We start from the raw sequence: 21,911 nt of genomic DNA, 5'->3' as shown, positions 1-21,911 counted from the left end.
GCCGTCCGCACCCTGGGGAATGCGGTCGGCCGGACTGCCGTGGCCGTGCCCGGCGCTCCCGCGCCACCCGGCCGCGCCACCCCCTCGGGTGAGTGCCGGGAGCGTCCCGTGACACCGTCGGGGGACTGCTCCGACGCCGGTGGGACGCCGTCCGACCCGGGGGGCGAGGTGGCGCACCCCTACAACACACCCGTCGGGCACTGGCTTAGTAGTCTGGCGGGCCCTGGCGAACGGTGGCGAATGCTCGCCTGGCACTTGCCGGAGCCTCTAGCCTCGAAGGAGCCGAGGAACCTGGGGGCTTCATTGAGCAGGGGACCCAACACCCGACTCGCCGATCTGTTCGTCCTGACCGGATGGTCCAAGGGCGAACTCGCGCGGCTGGTCAACCGCCGTGGTGCCGCGATGGGGCAGATGCAACTGTCCACCGACACTTCGAGGGTACGGCGTTGGATCGAGCAGGGGGAGATCCCGCGCGATCCGGTGCCGAGGGTGCTGGCAGCCGTGTTCACGGAGCGGCTCGGCCGTGTCGTCACCACTGAGGACCTCGGTCTGGAACGACACCGGCCCACCAGGTCCGGAGCGGAGCCGTCCGCAGCAGTGCCATGGTCGCCGGATCGAACAGCCGCGGTCCTCACCGAGTTCACGGGAATGGACCTCATGCTGAACCGACGTGGATTGGTGGGCGCCGGAGCCGCGCTCACGGCCGGGGCGGTCATCGCCGACTCGCTGAAGGGCTGGCTGGGCGGGGACGCCGTCGCGTACGCGGCCTCCGTGCCCGGGCCGCGACAGGTGGTCACCGGGAGCGGGGCGCGCCCGGTGGTGGACGTGTACGACGCGGGCCCGGTCGGGCTCGACGAGGTGGAGTCGCTGGAGCGCTCGGTGCAGGTGTTCCGGGCCTGGGACGCGGCCCGCGGGGGCGGGTTGCAGCGCAAGGCGGTGGTCGGACAACTCAACGAGGTAGGCGGCCTGTTGACGCACCGGCACCCACCCGCCGTGGAGCAGCGGCTGTGGGCGGTCGCGGCCAACCTCGCGGTGCTGGCGGGCTGGATGTCGCACGACGTGGGCCTGGAGCCCACCGCCCAGCGGTACTTCATGATCGCGGCCGAGGCGGCCAAGGAGTCCGGCGACCGGCCGCGGGCCGGCGAGGCGATCTCCCGGGCCGCGCGGCAGATGGTCCACCTGGGCCGGGCCGACGACGCGATCGACCTCATGGCGGCGGCCAAGGCGGCCGGCGGGAAGCCGGCGCCCAGAACGCGCGCCATGCTGAACACCGTCGAGGCCTGGGCGCACGCCTCGATCGGGCACTCCCAGGACACCTACCGGCTGCTCGGCGAGGCCGAGGACCTCTTCGCCGAGGAGTCGCCGGAGCCGCCTCCGTGCTGGATGCAGGTGTTCGACGAAGCCGAACTGCGCGGCATGCAGGCCCTGGTGCTGCGCACGCTGGCCGAGCACGACCGGGCGGCGGCGCCCACGGCGCGCAGGCGCGCGGAGCAGGTGATCGCCCTTCGGGAGGGCACCGGGCAGCTGCGCTCGGCCCTCTTCGACCGGATCACGCTGGCCTCGGTGCACCTGATCACGGGTGAGCCGGACGCAGCGGAGCTGCAGGCCAAGATGGTGATGAACCTGATCGGCCAGAACTCCTCGCACCGGACGTGGGACCGGCTGCGGGAGATGTACCGGCTGACCGCGGAGTACCGGGGACTGCCGGTGGTGGACGAGCTGCGGGCCGAGCTGGGACTGCAGTTGCGGGCGGCGGACGCCAAGAACCGGCCGCGGCTGACCTGAGGGGCCGGGCGGACGTGCGGGGCCGGGCCGACGTGCGGGGCCCCGGGGGTGCCGTGGTTCGGTTCGCTTCGGCTTGGCTCGGTTCGGCTTGGCTCGGTGGCCCGGCAGTGTCGCGGCCCGGGTCTGCCCGGCCGTTCCGTGGCTCAGTCCGGCGGTGCCGGGCGGAGCAGCATGCGCAGCGCGGTGACGGTGCCGTCGGAGCCGAGGACGGGTTCGCCCGAGCACTCGACGCTGTCGTGCCGTCCGCCGGGTCGGCGGATCCGCAGGGTGCCGGCGGCGATGCGGCCGTGCACCAGGGCGTCGGTCATCATCCGGCGCAGCAGCGGCCGGTCCGCCTCGGGGAGGCGGTCGGGCAGCCGGTCGAGGCTGAGCGGGCCGTGGTCCGGATCGCACCCGAGGAGGAGGAAGGTCTCCGCGTTCCAGTGGACGCCGTCGGTCAGCAGGTCCCACTCGGCGGAGCCGAGGACGCCGTCCTCGCCGTCGCCGCCGAGGTAGGGGCCGGACGGCTCCTGCGCCGTGCCGTCCACTCTGCCGTCCGTTCCGCTGTCGGCGTCGCCGCCGTCGTCGCCCGTCCCGTCAGCGGCGCGCTCCGCTCGGCCCGGACCCGGGCCGGCTGCGCAGGAGGCGTTCGCGCCGGAGCCGTTCGCGCCGGAGCCGTTCGCGCCCGCCGGGGCGCCGTCCACCGTGGCGGTGCCCGGCGGGCGGGCGGCGCCTAAAGGCATGTTCATGACGGGTCCATCGCTCGGTTCGGCCCGCTTTGTGCGGGTCCCTCGGGTAGTGAGAAGACTGTCGCACAACGTCCTCACCCTCGTGGGCGATTTGGACAGATCGCAGGCAAAATTCCCCTGGCATATGCCACTGTGGCAGCGGGCTCCGTCGCCCTGTGTGCGGAAGCGGGCGCGAGGCGGTAACCTTCGGTGATTCCGGCGCCCGGGCGCCCACCGCAGTACCGACCAGAGACCCCGGCGACGGAAATCCCGTTGCCACTACGACCGCCGCAACGGATGCTGACCTCATGTTCGAGCCAGTGATAGCACCCAGTGCCAGCCTCCTAGGCCTCCTGCAGCGAGGCCGTGGTGACGGGCAGCTCCATGCGCTGGCCGCCGACCGTGCCGAGGCCATCGCCGCGCTGGAGGAGTGTGTCACCAGGGACCCGCGAGCCGACTGGCAGGTCGAGAGCCGCTCCCTCTACTACGCCCGCCTCTACATGGAGCTGGAAGCCCCCCTCGACGGCATCGAGGACCACCTCCACTCCGCCGAGGACCTCGTCACCGATGACGAGGGCCGCACGGGCCTCGCCCTCTCCGTCCTGGGCCACCTCGCCGCGTACGGCCGGCGCGACGCGCTGCTGATGCTGCGCGAGTACGCCGCCACGGGCGCCAACTGGGCCTGGGCCCTCGACGAGCTGGCCCTGCGCGACGACGACCGCGGCCTGCTGCTGCTCGGCACCGCCGTGCTGGACCACTTCCCGCCGGGCCCCGAGGGCGACGCCGAGCTGCGCGAGTTCATCCGCAACGCGTACGAGCCCCGGCCGTGGCGGCTGTGGGCGGCCTACCACCCGAGAGTGGCGGCCGCCGCCGAGCAGTCCCCCTTCGACCTCTGGCAGCGCCAGGTCAACCGCAGCGGGGTCACCCCCGGCTGGTCCACCGCCGACGTGCTGGCCTGGGCCGACCAGGGCGACCTGGGCGGCCTCGGTGCCGGCGCCTTCCTCGGCCGGCCCGACGCCCGGCCGGAGCCCGCGCGCGACACCGACTCCCCGAGCGGCCCCGACGCGGTGGACCGCCGCGCCGCCGCGGCCGCCCGCTGCCTGACCGCCGTCGTGCGGCCCGAGGACCGTCCGCTGCTGCTGGAGGCCGCCCGCAGCGGCCTGCCCGGCGCCCGCCGCGCGGCCCTGCGCCACCTCGTCGAGCGACGCGACCCGGCCGCCGTCGAGCTGATCGAGGCGGCCGCCGCCGACGTGGACGACCGGATCGTCCGGGCCGCCCTGGAGCTGCTCGGCCGGATGCGCGGTCCCGAGGTGCTGGCGCAGGCCCGCCGCTGGGCCGACCCGGCCACCGGGGGCGCGGACAGCGCGCTCGGCGAGGCCGCCGCACAGCTGCTGGCCGACGCCGGGGAGCCGCAGGACGCGCCGCTGGTGGTCGCCGGGCTGCGCCGCTGGGTCTCCGTGCGGGGGGTCTCCGGTACCGGGCTCGGATCGTTGGTGGACGGTGCGGGGCGGCTGGCCGCCGCCGACGCCGTACCGGTCCTGCGCCACATCTACGGGGAGGCCGCCTCCTCCGAGCTGCGCGGACGTGCCGCCCGAGCGCTCGCCGCCACCGACGTGCACTTCCCCGAGGGGCCCGCCGTCGAGTGCCTCTGGGACTGCGAGGAGTCCACGCGTGAGCTCGCCGCGCGCCATGTCGCCACCACGGGCGACGCGCGTGTGCTGGAGCGGTTGCGCAGGCTCGCCGCCGACCCGGCCGAGGAGGCCGAGGTCCACGCCGCCGTGCGCGGCCGATTGACCGCAGCCCGGGAGTTCGGGCGTTAGGGGCCCGTCTTCAAACCCTCGCCTGCGGGGCGGCGTTGGGGCACGCACCTCGCTGCGTTGTCGTCGGTCGCCGATGGCCCCCAGCCTTCGGCCGGGAGGTGCCCCCACCGCATGGACTCTCCCCCAGCCTCCGGCCGGGAGGTGCCCCCATCCTCCGCCTTGCGATGCACGCACCCCAACGCCGCCCCGCCCGCCCTCCGGGCGGACGACGGGGGTTTGAAGACGGGCCCCTAGCTAGGTCCTCGACGTTCAGCGGGCCGGGACACCGTCGGGTGTCCCGGCCCACTGCTTTCTCCGGAGCCGTCCGGCCGGATCCGCGCCGCTCCTCGGAGGTGGCGGTTCCGAGCCGCGGTGATCCTCCGGCGCGCTGGTTCTGAAACGCGGTTCTACTTCACCGAGCCCGCGTCCGGGGTCAGGACGCCGCCGGCCACCAGTCCGACGATCAGGACGCCGAGCAGCACCCGGTACACCACGAACGGCATGAAGCTGTGCGTCGAGATGTACTTGAGGAACCACGCGATCGCCGCGTAGCCGACCGCGAAGGCGATCAGCGTGGCCAGCACGGTCGGGCCCCAGGCGGGTGCCGGGCCCTCGCCGATCTTGAACAGTTCCAGCGTCCCCGAGGCGAGCACCGCCGGGATGGCCAGCAGGAACGAGTAGCGGGCCGCCGCCTCCCGGCTGTAGCCGAGCAGCAGGCCCGCGCTGATCGTGCCGCCGGAGCGGGAGACGCCCGGGATCAGCGCCAGCGCCTGGGCGAAGCCGTAGATGCCCGCGTGCGGCAGCGTGAGGTCGCTGATCGGACGGGCGTGGCGGACCGCGCGGGTGCGGTCGGCGAAGGCCAGGATCAGGCCGAAGACGATCAGCGTGGTGCCGATGATCCGCAGGTCGCGCAGGTGGGTCTCGATGGTGTCCTGGAACAGCTTGCCGAGGATGCCGATCGGCAGGGTGCCGATGATCACGAACCAGCCCATCCGGGCGTCCGGGTCCGAGCGCAGTGCCGGGCGGACCAGCGACCGCGCCCAGGTCTTCACGATCGCGGCGATGTCCTTGCGGAAGTAGATCAGCACCGCCGTCTCGGTGCCGAGCTGGGTCACGGCCGTGAAGGCCGCGCCCGGGTCGTCCCAGCCCAGCAGCGCGGAGAAGACCCGCAGATGGGCGCTGGAGGAGATCGGCAGGAACTCGGTGAGCCCCTGGATCAGGCCGAGGACGGCCCCGTGGAACCAGTCGATCACCGGGCACCCGCCGGGGGTATCCGTCGGGCAGTGGGCAGGGGCGGCATGGGCGGGTCCTTGCGGGTCGGAAGGGGCGTGCGGACGACCGCGACCCGCCCGGCCCGCAGGCCGCGCGCGCCCGGCGCGCGGCTGATGGTACGGGGTGAAAGTGACAGTTCTTTGTTCACCCTTTGTTCGGCCTTTGCGTGCAGGGCCCTTTCCGGCCGCGCAGCGGGGGCGCCCCGGTGCGCGGCTCCGTCCGGGGCCTGCATCCGGGACTACGTCCGGGGCTGCGACCGGGCCGCTCCTACTCCGACGCCCGCTCCCCGGCCTGCTCGGAAGCCTGCGCCAGGACCCGCTCCGAGGGGCGCGCCCGGACCCAGGTGCGGTCCTCCGTCAGGTAGTGCTCGACCGTCAGGCCGGCCTCGGCCAGGGCCTGCTCGAACACCTCGGTGCTGAGCGGGCGGGACAGGAAGGTCTGCGTCCAGACGCCGTCCGGGAACTCGTACTCGCAGCGGACGGAGTTCACGCCGTCGCCGACCGGAGTGGCGGAGACGAGCCGGGACCACGCGCCTGGGCCGATCGCGGTCTCGCGCGGCACGTTCAGGTGCCAGTCCTCGCCCTCGCGCTGCACCAGCACGCAGCCGTCCTCGGCGACGTGGCGGCGGCACGTCTCCAGCAACTCCTGGCGAACCGTCACATCGCCGGCGTGCACCAGGAAGGAGGCGAGCATGACGACGTCGAAGCGTTCGCCGAGGTCCAGTTGCTCGATCGGGCTGCGCACCGTGCGGACGTCCCCGCGGACCCGGGCCAGCATCTCGGCGGATTCGTCCACGGCCGTCACGGTGAAGCCGCGGTCGGTCAGCGGGTGCGTCATCCGGCCCACGCCGCAGCCCAGTTCGAGGATGTGTGCGCCGGGCGGCACCGCCGCCTCGATCACGTCCGGGGCGTTGCCCGCGGGGAGTCGGCTCCACACTTCGACGGCGCAGCCGTCCGGCGTGATCGCGCCCTCGCCCGTTCCGTCGTAGCCCGTGCGGCGGTCGTCAGTCATGCCCCTCATCCGAACACGGATGGGCGGGCGGGGGAAGGGGGCGTCTCCGGGGCTTGCTAGATACCCCTAGGGGGTATAACTTCGATCATCGACGGAGCGAGGGAAGCGGCGCCGGACGGGCGTCGGGGCAAGCGGAGGACGACATGGCACACCCCGCACAGCACGAGCACCACGGTCAGCACGGTCACCATGAGCAGCACGAGCCGCACGGACACCATGGACAGGACGGCCGGGCCGGGCACGAGCAGCACGGGCACGGTCACCAGGGGCAGGGCGGGCACGACCACCACGCCGCCGCCGGGGGCGGAACGAGCTGGCGGACGGCCGCGCAGGCGACCCTGCACTGCCTCACCGGGTGCGCCATCGGCGAGATCCTCGGCATGGTCCTCGGCACCGCCTTCGGCCTGCACAACGGCGCGACCGTGGTGGTCTCGATCCTGCTGGCCTTCGTCTTCGGCTATGCGCTGACCATGCGCGGCGTGCTGAAGGCCGGTCTGGACGTCGGGGCCGCGGTGAAGGTCGCGCTGGCCGCCGACACGGTGTCGATCCTGGTGATGGAGCTGATCGACAACACCGTGATGGTCACCGTTCCCGGGGCGATGGACGCGGGCCTCGGCGACCTGTTGTTCTGGGTGTCACTGGCGGGTTCGCTCGTCCTGGCCTTCGGGCTGACCGTGCCGGTCAACAGGTGGATGATCGGCCGGGGGCGCGGGCATGCCGTGGTCCACGCCTACCATCAGCACTGATCGGCCACCCGCCGGCGCCGATCGCACTCCGGAGCACGTGCCGGAGATCTCCGCCCGCTGCCCGTACCGACCGCTCGCCGGCCGGTACGGGCAGCGGTGCGTTCCGGTGCGCCCAGTTATCCCTCGCGAACCTCAAGCTCCGCCAATGTCGCGTGCAGCCAGCCCAGTTCGGCCTCGGTGGTGGCGCGGGCGATCAGCAGTTGGCCGCGCCGGAACGGGTCGGGGAACTCCTCGGCTCCCATCGGACGGTCGCCGTCGTAGAAGAAGCTCGCCGGCTCGGACAGGAACGCCAGCCGTCGGCGGAGGACGGCCGCCTGGGCGGTGGGGTCGTCGAGGTGGCGCAGGAAGGCGAGCAGGGTGAACCAGCGGTTCTCGTCGCTGATGTCCAACTGCTCGGGCTCGCGCAACTGGTCGAGCAGTGCGGCCCGGCCGGCCTCGGTGAGGTGCAGGGTGTGCCGGGGTGCGGCGGCGCTGCCGGGCTCGGTCCGGCGGACCAGGAGTCCGGCGGTCTCCAGGCGCTTGATCGCGGGGTAGAGCGTTCCGTCGCTGATCGGCTGGACGTGCCCGGAGAGCGCGGAGAGGTGGCGGCGCAGCTCGTAGCCGTGCAAGGGCCGGTCGTACAGGAACCCGAGGATCGCGAGCTTGAACATGGGGCCACCCTCTCACGGCCGTCCCTCGATCCGCCGGTATATCGAATGCGTGGTACCTCGATGACGAGGTATGGTCTCGACGTTCCCGGGAGTCCCCGGTGTTCCCCTTCCGGAAGAGGAGTTCGTGCGATGCGCCATGCCCCCGTCACCCCCGGCGGCGACCTGATCCGCTGGGTCGAACTGCCCGGCGCCGAGCCGGCCCGGCTCTACCTGCACGGTCTGGGCGCCACATCGCCCGTCTACTTCGCCGCGGCCGCCGCCCACCCGCTGCTGGCCGGGCGCCGCTCGCTGCTGATGGACCTGCTTGGCTTCGGCATCAGCGACCGCCCGACGGACTTCGGGTACACGCTGGAGGAGCACGCCGACGCGGTCGCGGCGGCGGTGCGGGCGGCCGGGCCGGGTCGGGTCGAGGTGGTCGGCCACAGCATGGGCGGCGCCGTCGCGATCGTCCTCGCGCACCGGCACCCCGGTCTGGTCTCGCGGCTCGTCCTGGTGGACGCCAACCTGGACCCGATCGCGCCCGACCGGCAGCGGCTCGGCAGCAGCGGCATCGCGGGCTACACCGAGGAGGAGTTCCTGGCCGGCGGCCGGGCCGAGGTCGCCGAGCGGGTCGGCCGGTTCTGGTGGTCCACGATGCGGCTGGCCGGCCCGGAAGCGCTCTACCGCAGCGCCCGCTACGTCGCCCGCGCGACGGTCCCGACCATGCGCGAGCTGCTGCTCGGCCTCGACCTCCCGCGCACCTTCCTCCACCCGGCGGCGGACGGCGAGCCGGCGGGTGCGGACGGGCTCCGCGCGGCAGGCGTACGGGTGGTCGCCGTCCCGGACTGCGGGCACAACATCATGCTCGACAACCCGGACGGCTTCGCCTCCGCCGCGGCGGAGGGACTCGGGGCCTGACCCTGGTCGGCCGGGGGCGATGGACGCCGCCCCGGCCGCCCCCGCCGCCCCGGCTGCCCCGGCCGCCCCCGCCGCCCCCGCCGCCCCGGCCGCCCCGGCCGCCCCCGCCGCCCCGGCTGCCCCGGCTGCCCCGGCTGCCCCCGCCGCCCCCGCCGGGCCGTTCTAGGCTGACCGGACCGTCCCGCGAGACCGCCCGAGAGGAGACCGTCCGATGACCGTCGAGGTCCCGCCCGCCCTGGCCGCGTCCCTGACGGAGTTCCTCGGTGCGACGGGCCACGCCTGGGCACTCCGACTGCCCTCCCTGGCCCGCGAGTCGCTCGACCGGTGGGAGCTGCACCCGGACGGGCCGGCCTCGCACGGCGTCGTCGGTCTGGTGCTGCCCGTGCGGTGCGCCGACGGGACGCGTGCCGTGCTCAAGCTCCAGCCCGTGGACGAGGAGACGGCCGGCGAACCGCTCGCCCTCCGGGCCTGGGGCGGGCGCGGCGCCGTGCGACTGCTGGACCACGAACCCGACTCGGGCTCCATGCTGTTGGAGCGCCTGGACCCGACACGCTCGCTCCTCGCGCTGCCCGACGATCTCGCGGCCGTGCGCGTGATCGCCGATCTGCTCAGCGAATTGACGAAACGTCAAGCTCCGCCGGAACTGAGGACGTTGACCGACCTGGCGGCGCGGCTGTCGGACCGTGCCGCGGCGGCCGTCGCCGCCCTCGACCACCCGGAGGAGCGCCGCCTGCTCACCGACTGCGTGGCCGCCCTCCGCGAGGTGCGCGCCGAACCCGGCGACCGGCTGCTCCACTGGGACCTCCATTACGGCAACGTCCTCGCCCCGCTCCCGGGCAGCGGCCGCGCCCCCTGGCTGGCCATCGACCCCAAGCCGCTCGCCGGGCACCCCGGCTTCGAGCTGCTTCCGGCGCTGCGCAACCGCTGGGACGATGCGGTGGCCACCGGAGACCTCGCAGGGGCGCTGCGGCGGCGCTTCGACCTCCTGACGGAGGCGCTGGAGCTGGACCGCGAGGTCGCGGCGGCCTGGACGCTCGCTCGGGTGCTGCAGAACGCGGCCTGGGCGGCCGAGGAGGGTGAGATCGCGCTGGATCCGGCCCAACGGGCCATCGCCGAGGTGCTGTTGGGACGCTGAGCCGCACCGGACCGCACTGAGGCGGGCCGTCGACGCGCCCGTGGCGGCACGAACCGGACCGAGGAGCGCCGTCAACGCTCCCGCAGCGGCACGAACCGCACCGGCGTCCCCGGCCGGGCCTGCGCGGCGGCCGCGAGGTCGGCGGCCGGGACGACACCGATCACCGGATAGCCGCCGGTGGTCGGGTGGTCGGCCAGGAAGACCACCGGCTGCCCGTCCGGCGGGATCTGAACCGCGCCCGACACCATGCCCTCGCTGGGCAGTTCACCGTCCCGGGCCCGGACGACCGCCGGGCCCTCGGTGCGCAGCCCGACCCGGTTGCTCGTCGAGGAGACCCGGTACCCGTCGCGGCCCAGCCGGGCCACCGCCTCCGCCGTGAACCAGTCCGCGCGCGGCCCGAGCCGCAGCCGCAGCACCAGTTCGGCCGGGGGAGCGGGCAGCGGCACCAGTTCGGCCCGGGCCCGGTACGGCGGGGCGGCGCCGACCGGCAACCGGTCCGCGGCGGCCAGCGGGGCAGGCCCGAGGCCGGAGAGCAGGTCCGCCGAGCGGCTGCCGAGCACCGGGGGGACGGCGATCCCGCCGGCCACCGCCAGGTAGCCGCGCACCCCGTCCGTCGCCGTTCCCACCTCGACCACGGCGCCGTCCGGCACCAGGACCGGCGCGCCCCACGCCGCCGGTCGCCCGTCCACCCGGACGGGCGCGGGTGCGCCGGTGACCGCGACGACCACCGTCCCGACGGCCCGCAGTACGACCCCGCCGAGGGTGGCCTCCAGCCCGGCGGCCCCGGGCTCGTTGCCGACCAGCCGGTTCGCCGCCCGCAGGGCCGGCACGTCCAGCGCTCCGGCCCTGGGCACGCCGAGGTGGGCGACCCCGCGCCGCCCGAGGTCCTGAACCGTGGTCAGCGGTCCGGGCCGCACCACCACGAGTTCGCTCATCGCCGTCTCCTCCCGTCGGCCGCCGGAGCTCCGAACGGCCCTTCGCCCATCCTCCCGGCCGTCGGTCCGATGCGGTGCCGCGTCAGCGGGCCGAGCCGCCGCCGCCCGCCCGGCCCGCTCATCGGCCCGGCCCGCTCACCCGCGCTGCGCCGTGAAGCGGACCCGGACGCCCGGCGCCAGCAGGGCCGGAGGGTCCCGGTCGGTGTCCCAGAGCGGGAGCGCGGTGCGGCCGACGAGCTGCCAGCCGCCGGGGGAGGGGTGCGGGTAGACCCCGGTGTACGGGCCGGCCAGGGCGACCGAGCCGGTCGGCACGGAGCTGCGCGGAGTGGCCCGGCGCGGGACCTCGTACCGTCCGGGCAGCCCGGTGAGGTAGCCGAAGCCGGGGGCGAAGCCGCAGAAGGCGACCACGTACTCGGGCTCGGTGTGGATCCGGACGGCCGCCTCCTCGGACACCCCCCACAGTGCGGCGACCTCGGCCAGGTCGGCGCCGTCGTACACGGTCGGGACCTCCAGCACCGGCCCGCGCTCCGCCCCGGCCGCCGCGGTCGCCGTCGGACGGGCGGTGCGCAGCAGCCGTGCCACGGCGTCGACGTCCGCGACGCCGTCCAGCAGCACCGTGCGGGCGGCCGGCACCAGCTCCTCGACCTCGCCGAGCGCGCCCGCCTCCCGCTGCTCGCGCAGCCATCCGTACAGCGACGTGACCTCGGCCGTGCCGGGCAGCTCGATCAGCAGTGCCCGCTCGCCGACCCGCCGTACCGGCCCGATCGGCTGCCGCGATCCACCCGGCCGCGCAGCGTCAGGCCGTGGTTCGGCGCCGCCGCCGCCGCTGCCGCCGCCGCTGCCGCTGCCGCCGCCGCTGCCGCCGGGGCCGGCGCCGCCGCTGTCGGCCGTCACGTGAACGCCTCCACCCGGACCCCGGCCGAGGCCAGGGCGCCGCGCACCCGCCAGGCGAGCTGGGCGGCGCCGGGGGTGTCGCCGTGGACGCAGAGCGACCGGGCCTCGACCGTGATCCGGTCGCCGCCGACGGCCTCCACCGCGCCGTCCCGGGCGATGTCGACCGCGCGGGTGATCACCGACTCGGGGTCGTGCACCACCGCGCCTGGTTCGCGGCGCGGGACGAGGGTGCCGGTGCGGGTGTACGCCCGGTCGGCGAAGGCCTCGGCGACCACGGGCAGTCCGACGCCCTCGGCGACCTGGAGCAGCCGGGAGCCGGGCAGTCCGAGGACGGGCAGCGGACCGTCGCAGACCGCGCCGGCCCGCAGCACGCCGGCCACCACGGCCTCGGCCTGGTCCGAGTCGGCGACCACCCGGTTGTAGAGGGCGCCGTGCGGCTTGACGTAGGAGACCTTCGAGCCGGCGGCGCGGGCGAAGACCTGGAGGGCGCCGATCTGGTACGCGATCTCGTCGGCGAGTTCCTCCGGCGGGACGTCCATCGCGCGGCGGCCGAAGCCGGCGAGGTCGCGGTAGGAGACCTGGGCGCCGATCCGGACGCCGCGCTCGGCGGCCAGTGCGCAGACCCGGCGCATCGTCGAGGGGTCTCCGGCGTGGAAGCCGCAGGCGACGTTGGCGCTGGTCACCACCGACAGCAGGGCCTCGTCGTCGGTCAGCGTCCAGCGTCCGAACCCCTCGCCGAGGTCCGCATTGAGATCGATCACCGCATCGGCCACGCCCGTCCGCCTCCCAGCAGCTGTTGAGCCAGATGGTAGGGCCTGCGGGTGAAGGCCGTTGTCCGTGACCCGGGCCCCACCGGGCCCTCGGCGTGCGACCGGGCCCGCACGCCCCGGGGCGGCGCCACACGGGGCCTGCGGGCCGGGTCGGCTCAGCGCGCGGGCGCCGGTTCCGCGAAGGAACGTTCCAGCGGACGCAGGGCGCGCAGCACGAGCAGCAGCGGGATGACGCCGAAGACTCCGAACGACATGTCGACGAATCTCCACACCAGCGGGATGCCCCGCAGTGGCCCGCAGATCAGGGCCAGTGGGATGACGGCTCCGCAGGCCAGTGCGGCCCAGCGGATCACCCAGATGTTGCGGACCGGGTCCTTGAGCGGCCCCCAGAAAAGGGGTAGCGCTCGTCGGTCTCGACGATGCCCGTGTGGACCCGCTCGAACCAGGCCGTCGCGGCGGGGAAGTGCTCGGCCAGCGGGGCGGCCGGGCCGGTCGCGAAGTCGACCAGCAGGCGGGTCTCGGCCTCCAGCGGGAAGGCGGTCAGACCGCTGAGCACCAGGCAGACCAGGAAGAACCACAGCCAACGCCGGACCTTGCGAAGGACGACCGCGGAGTCGTCGTCCGTCTCGTACACCTCTGCACCTCCGAACTGCAGGCGGAGCCTTGTCCCGTCTGCGTGGAACCGACTCTAGACCCTCCTTTTGAACATGTTCAACTCCCTCTCTTGGGGTCCTCCGGCTGCCTCCGGAGGACCCCGATCGGACCCCGGGGCACCTCCGGCGCCCCCGGGAGGCCCGCGAAGTGTCCGGAAACGCGAAGGTGCCCGGGTGCCGAGGCACCCGGGCACCGACGGTGGCCGCTACGCCGTGTAGGTGTACGTCACCGGCGCGCTGGTCCCGCCCGCCGTGGTGACCGTGACGTTCGCCGCCCCCGGCAGGGAGCCCGCCGGAGCGGTGGCCGTGCAGAAGGACGGGCCGCAGGACACGTGCGTGGCCGGCATCCCGCCGAACGCGACCGTCCCGTACGTCAGGTTGCTGCCGATCACGTTCACCCGGGTGCCGCCGGCGACCGGGTCGGTGGCCGGGCTCAGGCTGGTGACCGCCGGCGCGGGCGGCGCCGGGGGAGCGGCCCCGGTGTAGTCGAAGCCGGCCGGCGCGGCGGCGGTGCCGCCGGGCGTCACCACGCTGACGGGAGCGCTGCCCGAGCCGCCCGGCGTGGTCACCGTGCAGGCGGTGTCGGTGCAGGTGCCGGGCGCGGGGACGCCGCCGACCAGCACCATGCCGTGGGTGAGGTTGCTGCCGCTGACGGTCACCGCGGTGCCGCCGGTGCCCGGGCCGGTGGTGGTGTCGAGGCCGGTGACGGCCGGGGCGGCCTGGACGGTCGCCGGCAGGTAGCCGCCGGTGCCGAGGTCGTAGCGGGAGACGTGGCCGGTCGGGTCGGTGTCGTTCGGGTTGGCGGCCGTCACCGTGATCACGCCGGTGATCGGGACGCCGGGCGTGGTGCTCAGGTTGAGCTTCATGAACTCGCTCTTGCCGACCACCCGGGTGCCGGTGAGGACGGCCTCCAGGTGACGGTGGTCGGGCGAGAGGCTCGTGGTGAAGGTGTAGTCGTACGGCGTGGAGTAGAACATCGCGCCGTCGGTGGTGACGCCGGGCGGCAGGTCGACGGTGAAGTGCGTCGGGCCGGTGAGGTCGGCGGTGCCGGCGGACACCCAGCTCGCCGACATGTTGCCGGTCTTGAAGAAGCCGCCGGGGTAGTTCCCGCTCTGCGACACGGTCACGTGCTGCGCGGAGGTCGAAGCAGCGGCGGTCGGCGTCTTGGCGACCGGCGTCTTGGGGACCGGCGTCTTGGTGGTCGGTGCCTTGGCTGCCGGCGCGGCCGCGGCGGCGCCGGCGGTGAGGACGGCGCCGGTGGTGAGCGTGGTCACGGACAGCGCGACGGCGAGGCCGGCTTTGGCCAGTCGGGTGATCATAGGTCGATCATCACCGAACCATTGCGCGGCCCCACGGGTTTCTCGAATGCCGGTTCGAGAATGGCGGAATACCGTCGAAACCTCGTTCTGAAAACGATCCCCGGACCGCCGCCCACCTGCCGCTCCGTCCGGCCGCAAGGTCCGTTTCGGTCGATGTCGGTGCGAACCTCTAACCTTGTCCTCCGTGACCGCCATCGCAGACCCGTCCACCGAGCCCGGCATCCGTCCGTCCGCCGGCCCGGCCGTCGCGCGCCCCGCGCCCGGCCCCGCCGCCGACGAAGGACTGGCCCGCCGGCTCAAGGCGCTGGCCTGCACCGCCCCGCTGCACGACCTGGACAACCGCAAGGTCAACCTGGCCGGCGAGTACGGCGGCTACGCGATGGCCGAGGTCGGCCTCGCCGCGATCGACCTGGTCACCCTGAACATGGACTTCGACACCGGGGCCGACCGCGACACCGTCCTCGCCCGCCTGCTGCCCCGGGTCGCCGCCCAGGCCGCCGGCCGTCCCGCCGCCGAGCACGAGCGGGTCGCCCGCTGGGTGCTGGAGTCGCTGATCAACGTCGGCAGCGTCGACCGCGGCTTCCGCGCCGTCTACGGCACCTTCGGCGCGGACGGCGCGTACGTGCGCCGCGACTACGACTTCAAGCTGATCGAAGAGGTCCCCGGCCCCGACGGCGGCGTCTACCTGCGCACCACCGACGAGGCGGTCAACGTCCTGGTCGGCGCACTCGACACCGACGTCACCTCGGCCCAGATCGCCGCCGAGGTCAAGCTGGAGGTGCTGATCCGCCGCGGCCGCCTGGCCGACGCCCAGCTCGCCGCCGAGCAGGCCCGCTACCGCACCGTCCAGTACGCCGAGACGTTGCGCCGCGCCCTCGACGCGACCCGCCGCAACGTCCGGGCCGTCGACTGGATGCGCGCCGTCCCGGACCTCATCGAGGAGGCGCTGGACCACATCGCCGACCGCTACCGGCACGAGAACGCGATTCTCACCAACATCCGCAAGGCCCGCGACGAGGCCGAGGACCCGGAGCACAAGCGCCGCGCCGCCGAGCTGGTCGACATCGTCAAGGACTGCATCCGCCGCCACACCCAGCTGCAGACCCGCCTGTTGGAAGCCGGCCCGCTGTTCCGCGCCGAGCAGGACCGTCAGGCCTTCACCACCCCCGGCGCCCGTAGCGGCATCGACCTGTACGGGCAGCTGCTCGCCCCGGTGCTGCGGCTGCCGGTGGAGCAGGCCGTCCGCCCGACCGGAGCCTTCTTCGCCCGCGGCGTCGGTCTGCGCACCCCGGTCTCGGTCCGGGTCGCCGACCTGGTCGACCTCCTGCTCACCCCGCCGGTCGAGCGCGAGCACCTGGGTGCCGAGCTGCCCGACCCGGACCTCGTCGCCACCCCGGACGACAGCCGGTTCTCCGAGGCCCAGCTGGAGGCCGCGTTGGTCCTGCTCGACCTGCCCGCGGACGCCCCCCGCCGGCTCTCCGGGCTACTCGCCGACGCCCGCAAGCAGGACCCGGACCTGCCGTACCTGGTCGCCCTGCTCGCCGTGCACGCCGCCAGCCCGCCGGTCGGCACCGCCTACCGCCAAGGCGAGGAGCGGCTGCTCTTCGCGGTGGACGACGGCACCCCGCTGCGCGACCCGGAGTTCGGCGGCGCCGACCTGATCGTCGGCAGCGCCCTGCTCGACGCGGTCGGCATGGCCGCCGACCGCAAGGACGCCGGCTGACCGGCCGGGACGCACCGCCGGGACGCCCGCCGTGACGCACCGCCCGAACCCCCGAACGTGACGAACCACCCGAACACCCGCAGCGACACCCCGAACACCTGCAGCAACAGCCCCGAGGAGCACCGCCCGTGACGACCCACCACGACACGTCCTGGGCGACCGAGACCGAACCGGCCGCCCCCGCGCCGATCACCCCGGCCGACGTCGCCGACGCCGCCCGGCTGGTCTCCTTCGGCCTCCAGGCCAAGCTGCTGCCCGCCCGGGACGTCGAGTACGCCGAACTCGTGCGCCGCCACCGCGAGGACCCGCCGTTCGCCCGGCTCGCCGACGCCATCGCCACCGGCATGGGCCTGGTCGTCCTGGAGGTCTCGCCGCGCGCCGGCATGGCCGTGGCCGCCGCCGAGGACTCGCTGTTCGCCGTCCGGATGGGCGACTACTCGCGCCGCGCCGCCTCCGAGTCCACCGACCGCTTCCTGCACGGCCTGGCCCACCTGGCCGTCGCCGCGATGGCCTTCCCCCGCCCCGAGGACCTCGCCGACGACGCCTACCTCGGCCGGATCACCGTCAACGGCGTCGACTCCTTCGTCCGCCAGGCCTGCCGCCGTCTGGAGGAGCAGGCCGACGTCGAGGGCGCCAACACCGACCCGCAGTCCGACGCCCCCGGCCTGGAGGCCGCCTGGCGGGTCTGGGCCCGGCGGACCGCCACCGGCGCCACCAAGGACGCCCGTCGGCTCTCCGGCTCCACCATCGGCATCGTCGCCAAGGCCGTGATGTTCCTGGTCGACTCCGGCTTCCTGCAGAAGGTCTCCGACGACTCCGGCGGCACCTACCGCACCACCGCCCGCTACCAGCTCCAGGTCCGCGACCTGGCCGGCAGCGCGGCCATGGCCGAACTGCTCGACCTGGGTGTCGTCCCGGTCTCCGACGGCACCGCCAGCCTGCTGCCGCCGGACACCTCCGACGAGCTGGTCGCCGACGCAGGCCTGCCGTTCCACTCGCTCTGACAATCCCATAGACGCACCCCACAGACGCACGGAGAACCGCCGCACATGTACGAGCTCAACCGGGTCCGCCTCTACTCGATCGGACCGGCCGGCGCCCGCTACGCCGACACGGTGCTCGACCTGCGCGGCGTCGGCGAGCCCGTCGCCGACCCGGCGCCGCAGCAGATCGGCCTGTTCGGCGAGGACATCGACGGCCCGGTCCGCCGCCCCGCCCCCGCCGGCGTGCTCTTCCTGGAGAACGGCGGCGGCAAGTCCGTCCTGCTCAAGCTGATCTTCTCGGTCATGCTGCCCGGCCACCGCAACACCCTCGGCGGCGCCAGCTCCGGCGTGCTGCGCAAGTTCCTGCTCGCCGACGACTGCGGCCACGTCGCCCTGGAGTGGCAGCACACCGTCACCGGCGAACTGATCGTGGTCGGCAAGGTCAGCGAGTGGCGCGGCCGCCAGGTCTCCTCCGACCCGCGCAAGTTCGCCGAGACCTGGTACTCCTTCCGCCCCGGCCCCGGCCTCACCCTCGACTCCCTGCCGGTCGCCGAGCGGGTCAGCCTGGCCGGCGACCAGAAGGCCCGCGGCCGCCGCCGCACCATGAAGGGCTTCCGCGACGCCCTCACCGAGGCCGGCAAGGCCCACCCCCACCTCGACCTGGTCTTCGAGGACGGCCACGACCGCTGGACCGAGCACCTCGGCGAACTCGGCCTCGACCCCGAACTCTTCCGCTACCAGCGCGAGATGAACGCCGACGAGGGCGAAGCCGCCGGCCTCTTCGCGGTCAAGCACGACAGCGACTTCACCGACCTCCTGCTGCGCGCCGTCACCGACACCCGGGACACCGACGGCCTCGCCGACCTCGTCCACGGCTTCGCCGCCAAGCTCGGCCGCCGCGCCGAACTCACCGCCGAACGCGACTTCACCGCCGGCTCGCTCGACCTGCTGGAGCGCATCGCCGAGGCCACCACCGCCCGCGAGACCGTCCGCGAGGCCCACCGCACCGCCGAGCGCCGCACCCGCCGCCTCGCCCACGCGCTCGCCTCCCGGGCCGGCGCCGAACGCGACCGCGCCCAGGACCTCGCCATCGAGGTCGCCGCCGCCGCGAGCGCCGTCACCGCCGCCGAGTCCGACCGCACCCGGCACACCCTCATCACCGAGGAACTCACCTACCGGCACGCCACCCTCAGCCTCGCCGCGGCCACCGCCGAAGCCGCCGCGCTGCGCCGCGAGCTGATCGACGCCCGCACCCTGCACTCCGCCTGGCAGGCCGCCGAAGCGGTGCTGCGCCAGCGCGCCGCCGCCGACCGGGTCACCCGGGTCGCCGCCGCCATCCGCGAGGCCGAGCTGGACGCCGCACCGGCGCTCGCCGCCCGCGCCCGCGCCGCGACCGCCCTCGCCCGCGCCCTGGAGGCAGCCGCCGCGGCCGCCGAGTCCCGCGCCGACACCGAGGAGCAGCGCGCGGGCGAACTCCAGGAGGACGGCGCCAAGGCGCAGTCCGGCGCCACCGAGGCCGCCACCGCCGCCCAGAAGGCCCGCAGCGAGGCCGAGCACCTGCGCCAGCGCCTCGCCGAGGTCGAGCAGGAGACCGAAGCCGCCGTCACGGCCGGCTTCATCGACGCCGACGGCGATGTGGACCCGGCCCGCGCCGCGCTGCACGCCGCCGACGTCGAGAAGGCCGCCACCGCCGCGCTCGCCCAGGCCCGTACGGCCGCCGAGGCCTGCGCCGCCCGGCTGCGCGAGGCCGCCGCCGCCACCTCGCGCGCCGAACTCGCCGCCGAGCGCGCGGGCGACGCCCGCAAGGCCGCCGCCCGGGCCCTGGCCGGCGAGCAGCGCACCGCCGCCCTGCTCGCCACCGAGCAGCGCCTCGCCGACCTGCTCTCCCTCACGCCCTACCAGGAGGACGCCGAGGAGGACGCCGGCTTCCTCACCCCCGCGCTCCTCGACCGCAACGCCGAGTACCTGCGCGAACTCCTCGACGAGGCCATCGCCACCGCCGAGCGCACCCTGTTCGACCTGCGGACGGCCGCCGCCGACGACTCCCGCATCCTCGCCGCCCTCGGCGACGGCGGCCTGCTGCCGCCCGGCCCGGACGTCCTCGCCACCGTCGAGTACCTCGCCGAGCACGGCATCCCGGCCCTGCCCGGCTGGCGCTACCTCGCCCAGTCCGTCGACCCGGCCGACCACGACGCGATCCTCGCCGCCCGGCCCGAACTCGTCGACGGCGTCGTGGTCACCGACCCGTCCTCGCTGGAGCGCGCCCGCGAGGCCCTGCAGTCCGCCGCCCTGCTGCCGCGCTCCACCGTGGCCGTCGGCGCCGCCGCCTCCCTGATCGCGCCCATCACCGACGAGCCCGCCTTCTTCCTCGTGCCGCCGAACCCGGCCATGCACGACGAGTCCGCCGCCGACGGCGAGCGCCGCGAGCTGCGCGCCCGGGCGAGCGCCCGCGAGGAGCACATCCGCGAACTCGCAGGCCGCCTCGGCGCCGACCGCGCCCTCGCCGCCCGCCTCGCCTCGTGGCACGCCAGCTGTCCGCCCGGCACCCTCGCCGAACTCGCCGCCGCCGCCGAGGCCGCCCGCGAGCACGCCGAGCAGTCCGCCGCCGCCCTGGCCACCCTGCGCGCCGACCACGACGAGGCCGAGACCGACCACGCCGCCGCGGCCTCCGCCCACGAGGAGCACCGCGAGGCCGCCCAGCGCGCCCGCCGACGCGCCGACGCGCTCTCCGGCCTCGCCTTCCGCCTGCGCGAGCGCTCCAACTGGGCCCGCCGCCAGCGCGAACTCGCCGAGGACGCCGCCGAGTGCGACCGCCGCCAGGCCCTGTGTGCCGACCGCGCCCGCACCTGCGACGAGGACCGCCGCGCCGCCCAGCGCGCCGCCGACGACGCCCGCCGCACGACCCGCGCGCTGCGCGCCGAACGCGCCGAGATCCCCGCCGCCGAGCAGACCGACGACCCGGCCGACACCGCCCCCGCCGCGCTGCCCGCCCTGCGCGAGGCCTACCGCGCCGCCTCCCAGCTGTACGAGAAGGTCGGCGTCGGCGCCGACCTGCGCGCCGAACAGGCCCGCGCCGAGGGCGACGAGGCCGCCGCCGCGGCCGAACTCGACCGCCTCACCAACAAGGTGCGCACCCGCGCCGAGGAGCTCCTCGGCAGCCCCGACGGCGCCGACGGCCCGGCCCGCCAGGCCGCCGCCGCCCGCGCCGAGGAACTGGTCGCCACCATCGAGGCCCGCTCCGCCGCCGCCAGCGAGCAGCTCGGCCGCCTGCGCGGCGACGCCGAGCGTTCCGCGCCCAGCGACGGCGAGGCGCACACCGAGCTGCCCGAGGACCTCGTCCCCGCCGACCCGGAGCACGCCCAGGCCCTGCTGCGCACCGCCACCAGCCGCCTCGCCGAACGCCGGGAGGCCCTGGACGCCGCCCGCACCGCGCACGCCGACCTGCAGCGCACCTTCGACACCGCCCAGTCCGCTGCCGCCGACTTCGACGAGCTGGCCGGCCAGCTGCGCGACGGCCTGCGCGACCACCAGGAGGACCCGGACGACCCGGTCGAGCCGTACCTCGGCTCCCTCGCCGAGGCGCGCAACGGCGCCACCGACGCCCGCCGCGGCCTGCGCACCGCCTCCGGCGAGCTGTCCAGCGCCGAACTCGCCGTGCGCGACGCCGCCGACGCCCTCGTCCGGCACGCCAACGCCGCCCGCTACGAGGCCGTCCGCACCCCCGCCCGCCAGCAGATCCGCGAACTGCCCGCCTCGGCGCTGCCGGAGCACGCCGCCGCCTGGGCCGCCGCCTTCGCGCCCCGACTGCGCGTGCTCACCGACGAACTCGCCCAGCTGGAGAAGAACCGCAGCTCGATCGTGGACCGCCTGCGCGGCCTGGTCGAGTCCTCGCTCACCACCCTGCGCGCCGCCCAGCGGCTGTCCCGGCTGCCCGAGGGCCTGGGGGAGTGGTCCGGCCAGGAGTTCCTCCGGATCCGCTTCGAGGACCCGGACCACGCCACCCTGGTCGAGCGCCTCGGCGAGGTCATCGACGAGGCCACCCGCGCTGCCGTCAGGAAGAACAGCGACCTGCGCCGCGACGGCATGTCCCTGCTGCTGCGCGGGGTCGCCGCCGCGATCGGCCCCAAGGGCGTCAGCGTCGAGATCCTCAAGCCGGACGCGGTACTGCGCGCCGAGCGGGTCGGCGTCGGCCAGATGTCCGACGTGTTCTCCGGCGGGCAGCTGCTCACCGCCGCCATCGCGCTGTACTGCACGATGGCCGCGCTGCGCGCCAACGACCGCGGCCAGTCCCAGCTGCGGCACGCCGGCACGCTGTTCCTGGACAACCCGATCGGCCGCGCCAACGCCACGTACCTGCTGGAGCTCCAGCGGGCCGTCGCCGACGCGCTCGGCGTCCAGCTCATCTACACCACCGGTCTGTTCGACACCACCGCGCTCGCCGAGTTCCCCCTGGTGATCCGCCTGCGCAACGACGCCGACCTGCGGGCCGGCCTCAAGTACATCTCGGTCGAGGAGCACCTGCGCCCCGGCCTGCCCGCCACCCAGGACCCGGACGGCCCGACCATCCACGGCGAGATCACCGCCACCCGGATGTTCAAGCGCCCTGCGGAGGTTCCCGCCCAGCCGTGAACT

General features: G+C 75.1%; 18 protein-coding genes. 9 read left to right on the top strand and 9 right to left on the bottom strand.

The window, feature by feature from the left end; genetic code table 11:
- Positions 1–303 precede the first annotated feature (303 nt).
- A complete protein-coding gene (locus ACIGG8_RS37560; RefSeq protein ID WP_396553095.1) occupies positions 304–1,785 on the top strand; it encodes a hypothetical protein in 1,482 nt (493 codons plus the stop codon).
- Between the two features lie 143 nt (positions 1,786–1,928).
- On the opposite strand, the gene ACIGG8_RS37555 is transcribed toward ACIGG8_RS37560, so the two are convergent.
- Positions 1,929–2,513 carry a hypothetical protein gene (locus ACIGG8_RS37555; protein ID WP_396553094.1) on the bottom strand — a complete coding sequence of 195 codons (585 nt, stop codon included), beginning with the start codon at positions 2,511–2,513 and terminating at the stop codon, positions 1,929–1,931.
- Positions 2,514–2,800: 287 nt separating this feature from the next.
- Between ACIGG8_RS37555 and ACIGG8_RS37550 the strand changes: the two genes are divergently transcribed.
- Positions 2,801–4,312: a HEAT repeat domain-containing protein gene (locus tag ACIGG8_RS37550; protein WP_396553093.1), complete on the top strand. Its 1,512-nt coding sequence runs from the start codon at positions 2,801–2,803 to the stop codon at positions 4,310–4,312.
- A gap of 386 nt (positions 4,313–4,698) precedes the next feature.
- Here the strand turns inward: ACIGG8_RS37550 and ACIGG8_RS37545 are convergent, their stop codons facing one another.
- Together ACIGG8_RS37545 and ACIGG8_RS37540 are read right to left on the bottom strand one after the other, a co-directional pair.
- Complete coding sequence (locus tag ACIGG8_RS37545; RefSeq protein ID WP_396553102.1) at positions 4,699–5,541, bottom strand: undecaprenyl-diphosphate phosphatase; 843 nt, start codon at positions 5,539–5,541, stop codon at positions 4,699–4,701.
- 289 nt (positions 5,542–5,830) lie between these two features.
- Complete coding sequence (locus ACIGG8_RS37540) at positions 5,831–6,574, bottom strand: class I SAM-dependent methyltransferase (protein WP_396553092.1); 744 nt, start codon at positions 6,572–6,574, stop codon at positions 5,831–5,833.
- 143 nt (positions 6,575–6,717) lie between these two features.
- Between ACIGG8_RS37540 and ACIGG8_RS37535 the strand changes: the two genes are divergently transcribed.
- On the top strand, positions 6,718–7,320 hold the full coding sequence (locus tag ACIGG8_RS37535) for a DUF4396 domain-containing protein (protein ID WP_396553091.1): 603 nt from the start codon (positions 6,718–6,720) through the stop codon (positions 7,318–7,320).
- A gap of 116 nt (positions 7,321–7,436) precedes the next feature.
- Here ACIGG8_RS37535 and ACIGG8_RS37530 read toward each other — a convergent pair whose 3' ends face one another.
- Positions 7,437–7,970, bottom strand: a complete 534-nt coding sequence (locus ACIGG8_RS37530) for a PadR family transcriptional regulator (protein ID WP_396553090.1) — start codon at positions 7,968–7,970, stop codon at positions 7,437–7,439.
- 129 nt (positions 7,971–8,099) lie between these two features.
- Here ACIGG8_RS37530 and ACIGG8_RS37525 point away from each other — a divergent pair, with 129 nt between their 5' ends.
- Genes ACIGG8_RS37525 through ACIGG8_RS37515 form a run of 3 tightly spaced genes read left to right on the top strand, consistent with a single transcriptional unit; the run spans position 8,100 to position 10,002 of the window.
- Positions 8,100–8,867: an alpha/beta fold hydrolase gene (locus ACIGG8_RS37525; RefSeq protein WP_396553089.1), complete on the top strand. Its 768-nt coding sequence runs from the start codon at positions 8,100–8,102 to the stop codon at positions 8,865–8,867.
- A 19-nt stretch (positions 8,868–8,886) separates the two neighbouring features.
- Entirely contained in the window at positions 8,887–9,033 is a 147-nt protein-coding gene (locus ACIGG8_RS37520; RefSeq protein WP_396553088.1) for a hypothetical protein, read from the top strand.
- Positions 9,034–9,078: 45 nt separating this feature from the next.
- Positions 9,079–10,002: an aminoglycoside phosphotransferase family protein gene (locus ACIGG8_RS37515; protein WP_396553087.1), complete on the top strand. Its 924-nt coding sequence runs from the start codon at positions 9,079–9,081 to the stop codon at positions 10,000–10,002.
- A gap of 71 nt (positions 10,003–10,073) precedes the next feature.
- Here the strand turns inward: ACIGG8_RS37515 and ACIGG8_RS37510 are convergent, their stop codons facing one another.
- From ACIGG8_RS37510 to ACIGG8_RS37490, 5 genes are all read right to left on the bottom strand, one after another.
- Positions 10,074–10,937, bottom strand: coding sequence for a biotin-dependent carboxyltransferase family protein (locus ACIGG8_RS37510; RefSeq protein WP_396553086.1), 864 nt, complete (start codon positions 10,935–10,937; stop codon positions 10,074–10,076).
- A 135-nt stretch (positions 10,938–11,072) separates the two neighbouring features.
- The gene (gene pxpB, locus ACIGG8_RS37505) at positions 11,073–11,702 is read right to left on the bottom strand and encodes a 5-oxoprolinase subunit PxpB (RefSeq protein ID WP_396553101.1); all 630 of its coding nucleotides are present in this window, start codon (positions 11,700–11,702) and stop codon (positions 11,073–11,075) included.
- A 125-nt stretch (positions 11,703–11,827) separates the two neighbouring features.
- Positions 11,828–12,604 carry a 5-oxoprolinase subunit PxpA gene (locus tag ACIGG8_RS37500; RefSeq protein ID WP_350526290.1) on the bottom strand — a complete coding sequence of 259 codons (777 nt, stop codon included), beginning with the start codon at positions 12,602–12,604 and terminating at the stop codon, positions 11,828–11,830.
- Between the two features lie 346 nt (positions 12,605–12,950).
- Positions 12,951–13,235, bottom strand: coding sequence for a hypothetical protein (locus ACIGG8_RS37495; protein ID WP_396553085.1), 285 nt, complete (start codon positions 13,233–13,235; stop codon positions 12,951–12,953).
- A 225-nt stretch (positions 13,236–13,460) separates the two neighbouring features.
- Positions 13,461–14,573, bottom strand: coding sequence for an IPT/TIG domain-containing protein (locus tag ACIGG8_RS37490; RefSeq protein WP_396553084.1), 1,113 nt, complete (start codon positions 14,571–14,573; stop codon positions 13,461–13,463).
- A gap of 184 nt (positions 14,574–14,757) precedes the next feature.
- Here ACIGG8_RS37490 and ACIGG8_RS37485 point away from each other — a divergent pair, with 184 nt between their 5' ends.
- The 3 genes from ACIGG8_RS37485 to ACIGG8_RS37475 all read left to right on the top strand — a co-directional run bounded on the left by ACIGG8_RS37485 (position 14,758) and on the right by ACIGG8_RS37475 (position 21,908).
- The gene (locus tag ACIGG8_RS37485) at positions 14,758–16,296 is read left to right on the top strand and encodes a hypothetical protein (RefSeq protein WP_396553083.1); all 1,539 of its coding nucleotides are present in this window, start codon (positions 14,758–14,760) and stop codon (positions 16,294–16,296) included.
- A gap of 128 nt (positions 16,297–16,424) precedes the next feature.
- A complete protein-coding gene (locus tag ACIGG8_RS37480; RefSeq protein WP_396553082.1) occupies positions 16,425–17,300 on the top strand; it encodes a hypothetical protein in 876 nt (291 codons plus the stop codon).
- A gap of 45 nt (positions 17,301–17,345) precedes the next feature.
- On the top strand, positions 17,346–21,908 hold the full coding sequence (locus ACIGG8_RS37475; protein WP_396553081.1) for a hypothetical protein: 4,563 nt from the start codon (positions 17,346–17,348) through the stop codon (positions 21,906–21,908).
- Positions 21,909–21,911: the final 3 nt, after the last annotated feature.

The organism is Kitasatospora sp. NPDC085464, from assembly GCF_044541955.1.
Lineage (GTDB): Bacteria > Actinomycetota > Actinomycetes > Streptomycetales > Streptomycetaceae > Kitasatospora.
Note: the sequence above shows the minus strand (reverse complement) of the source record. Positions and strands in the feature narration are given on the sequence as shown.

Bases quoted from the DNA above. Each gene is read 5' to 3' on its own strand.
- ACIGG8_RS37550 (WP_396553093.1), top strand. From the start codon at position 2,801: ATGTTCGAGCCAGTGATAGCACCCAGTGCCAGCCTCCTAGGCCTCCTG.
- ACIGG8_RS37520 (WP_396553088.1), top strand. From the start codon at position 8,887: ATGGACGCCGCCCCGGCCGCCCCCGCCGCCCCGGCTGCCCCGGCCGCC.
- ACIGG8_RS37530 (WP_396553090.1), bottom strand. From the start codon at position 7,970: ATGTTCAAGCTCGCGATCCTCGGGTTCCTGTACGACCGGCCCTTGCAC.
- ACIGG8_RS37510 (WP_396553086.1), bottom strand. From the start codon at position 10,937: ATGAGCGAACTCGTGGTGGTGCGGCCCGGACCGCTGACCACGGTTCAG.
- ACIGG8_RS37525 (WP_396553089.1), top strand. From the start codon at position 8,100: ATGCGCCATGCCCCCGTCACCCCCGGCGGCGACCTGATCCGCTGGGTC.
- ACIGG8_RS37555 (WP_396553094.1), bottom strand. From the start codon at position 2,513: ATGAACATGCCTTTAGGCGCCGCCCGCCCGCCGGGCACCGCCACGGTG.
- ACIGG8_RS37515 (WP_396553087.1), top strand. From the start codon at position 9,079: ATGACCGTCGAGGTCCCGCCCGCCCTGGCCGCGTCCCTGACGGAGTTC.
- ACIGG8_RS37490 (WP_396553084.1), bottom strand. From the start codon at position 14,573: ATGATCACCCGACTGGCCAAAGCCGGCCTCGCCGTCGCGCTGTCCGTG.
- ACIGG8_RS37540 (WP_396553092.1), bottom strand. From the start codon at position 6,574: ATGACTGACGACCGCCGCACGGGCTACGACGGAACGGGCGAGGGCGCG.
- ACIGG8_RS37475 (WP_396553081.1), top strand. From the start codon at position 17,346: ATGTACGAGCTCAACCGGGTCCGCCTCTACTCGATCGGACCGGCCGGC.
- ACIGG8_RS37535 (WP_396553091.1), top strand. From the start codon at position 6,718: ATGGCACACCCCGCACAGCACGAGCACCACGGTCAGCACGGTCACCAT.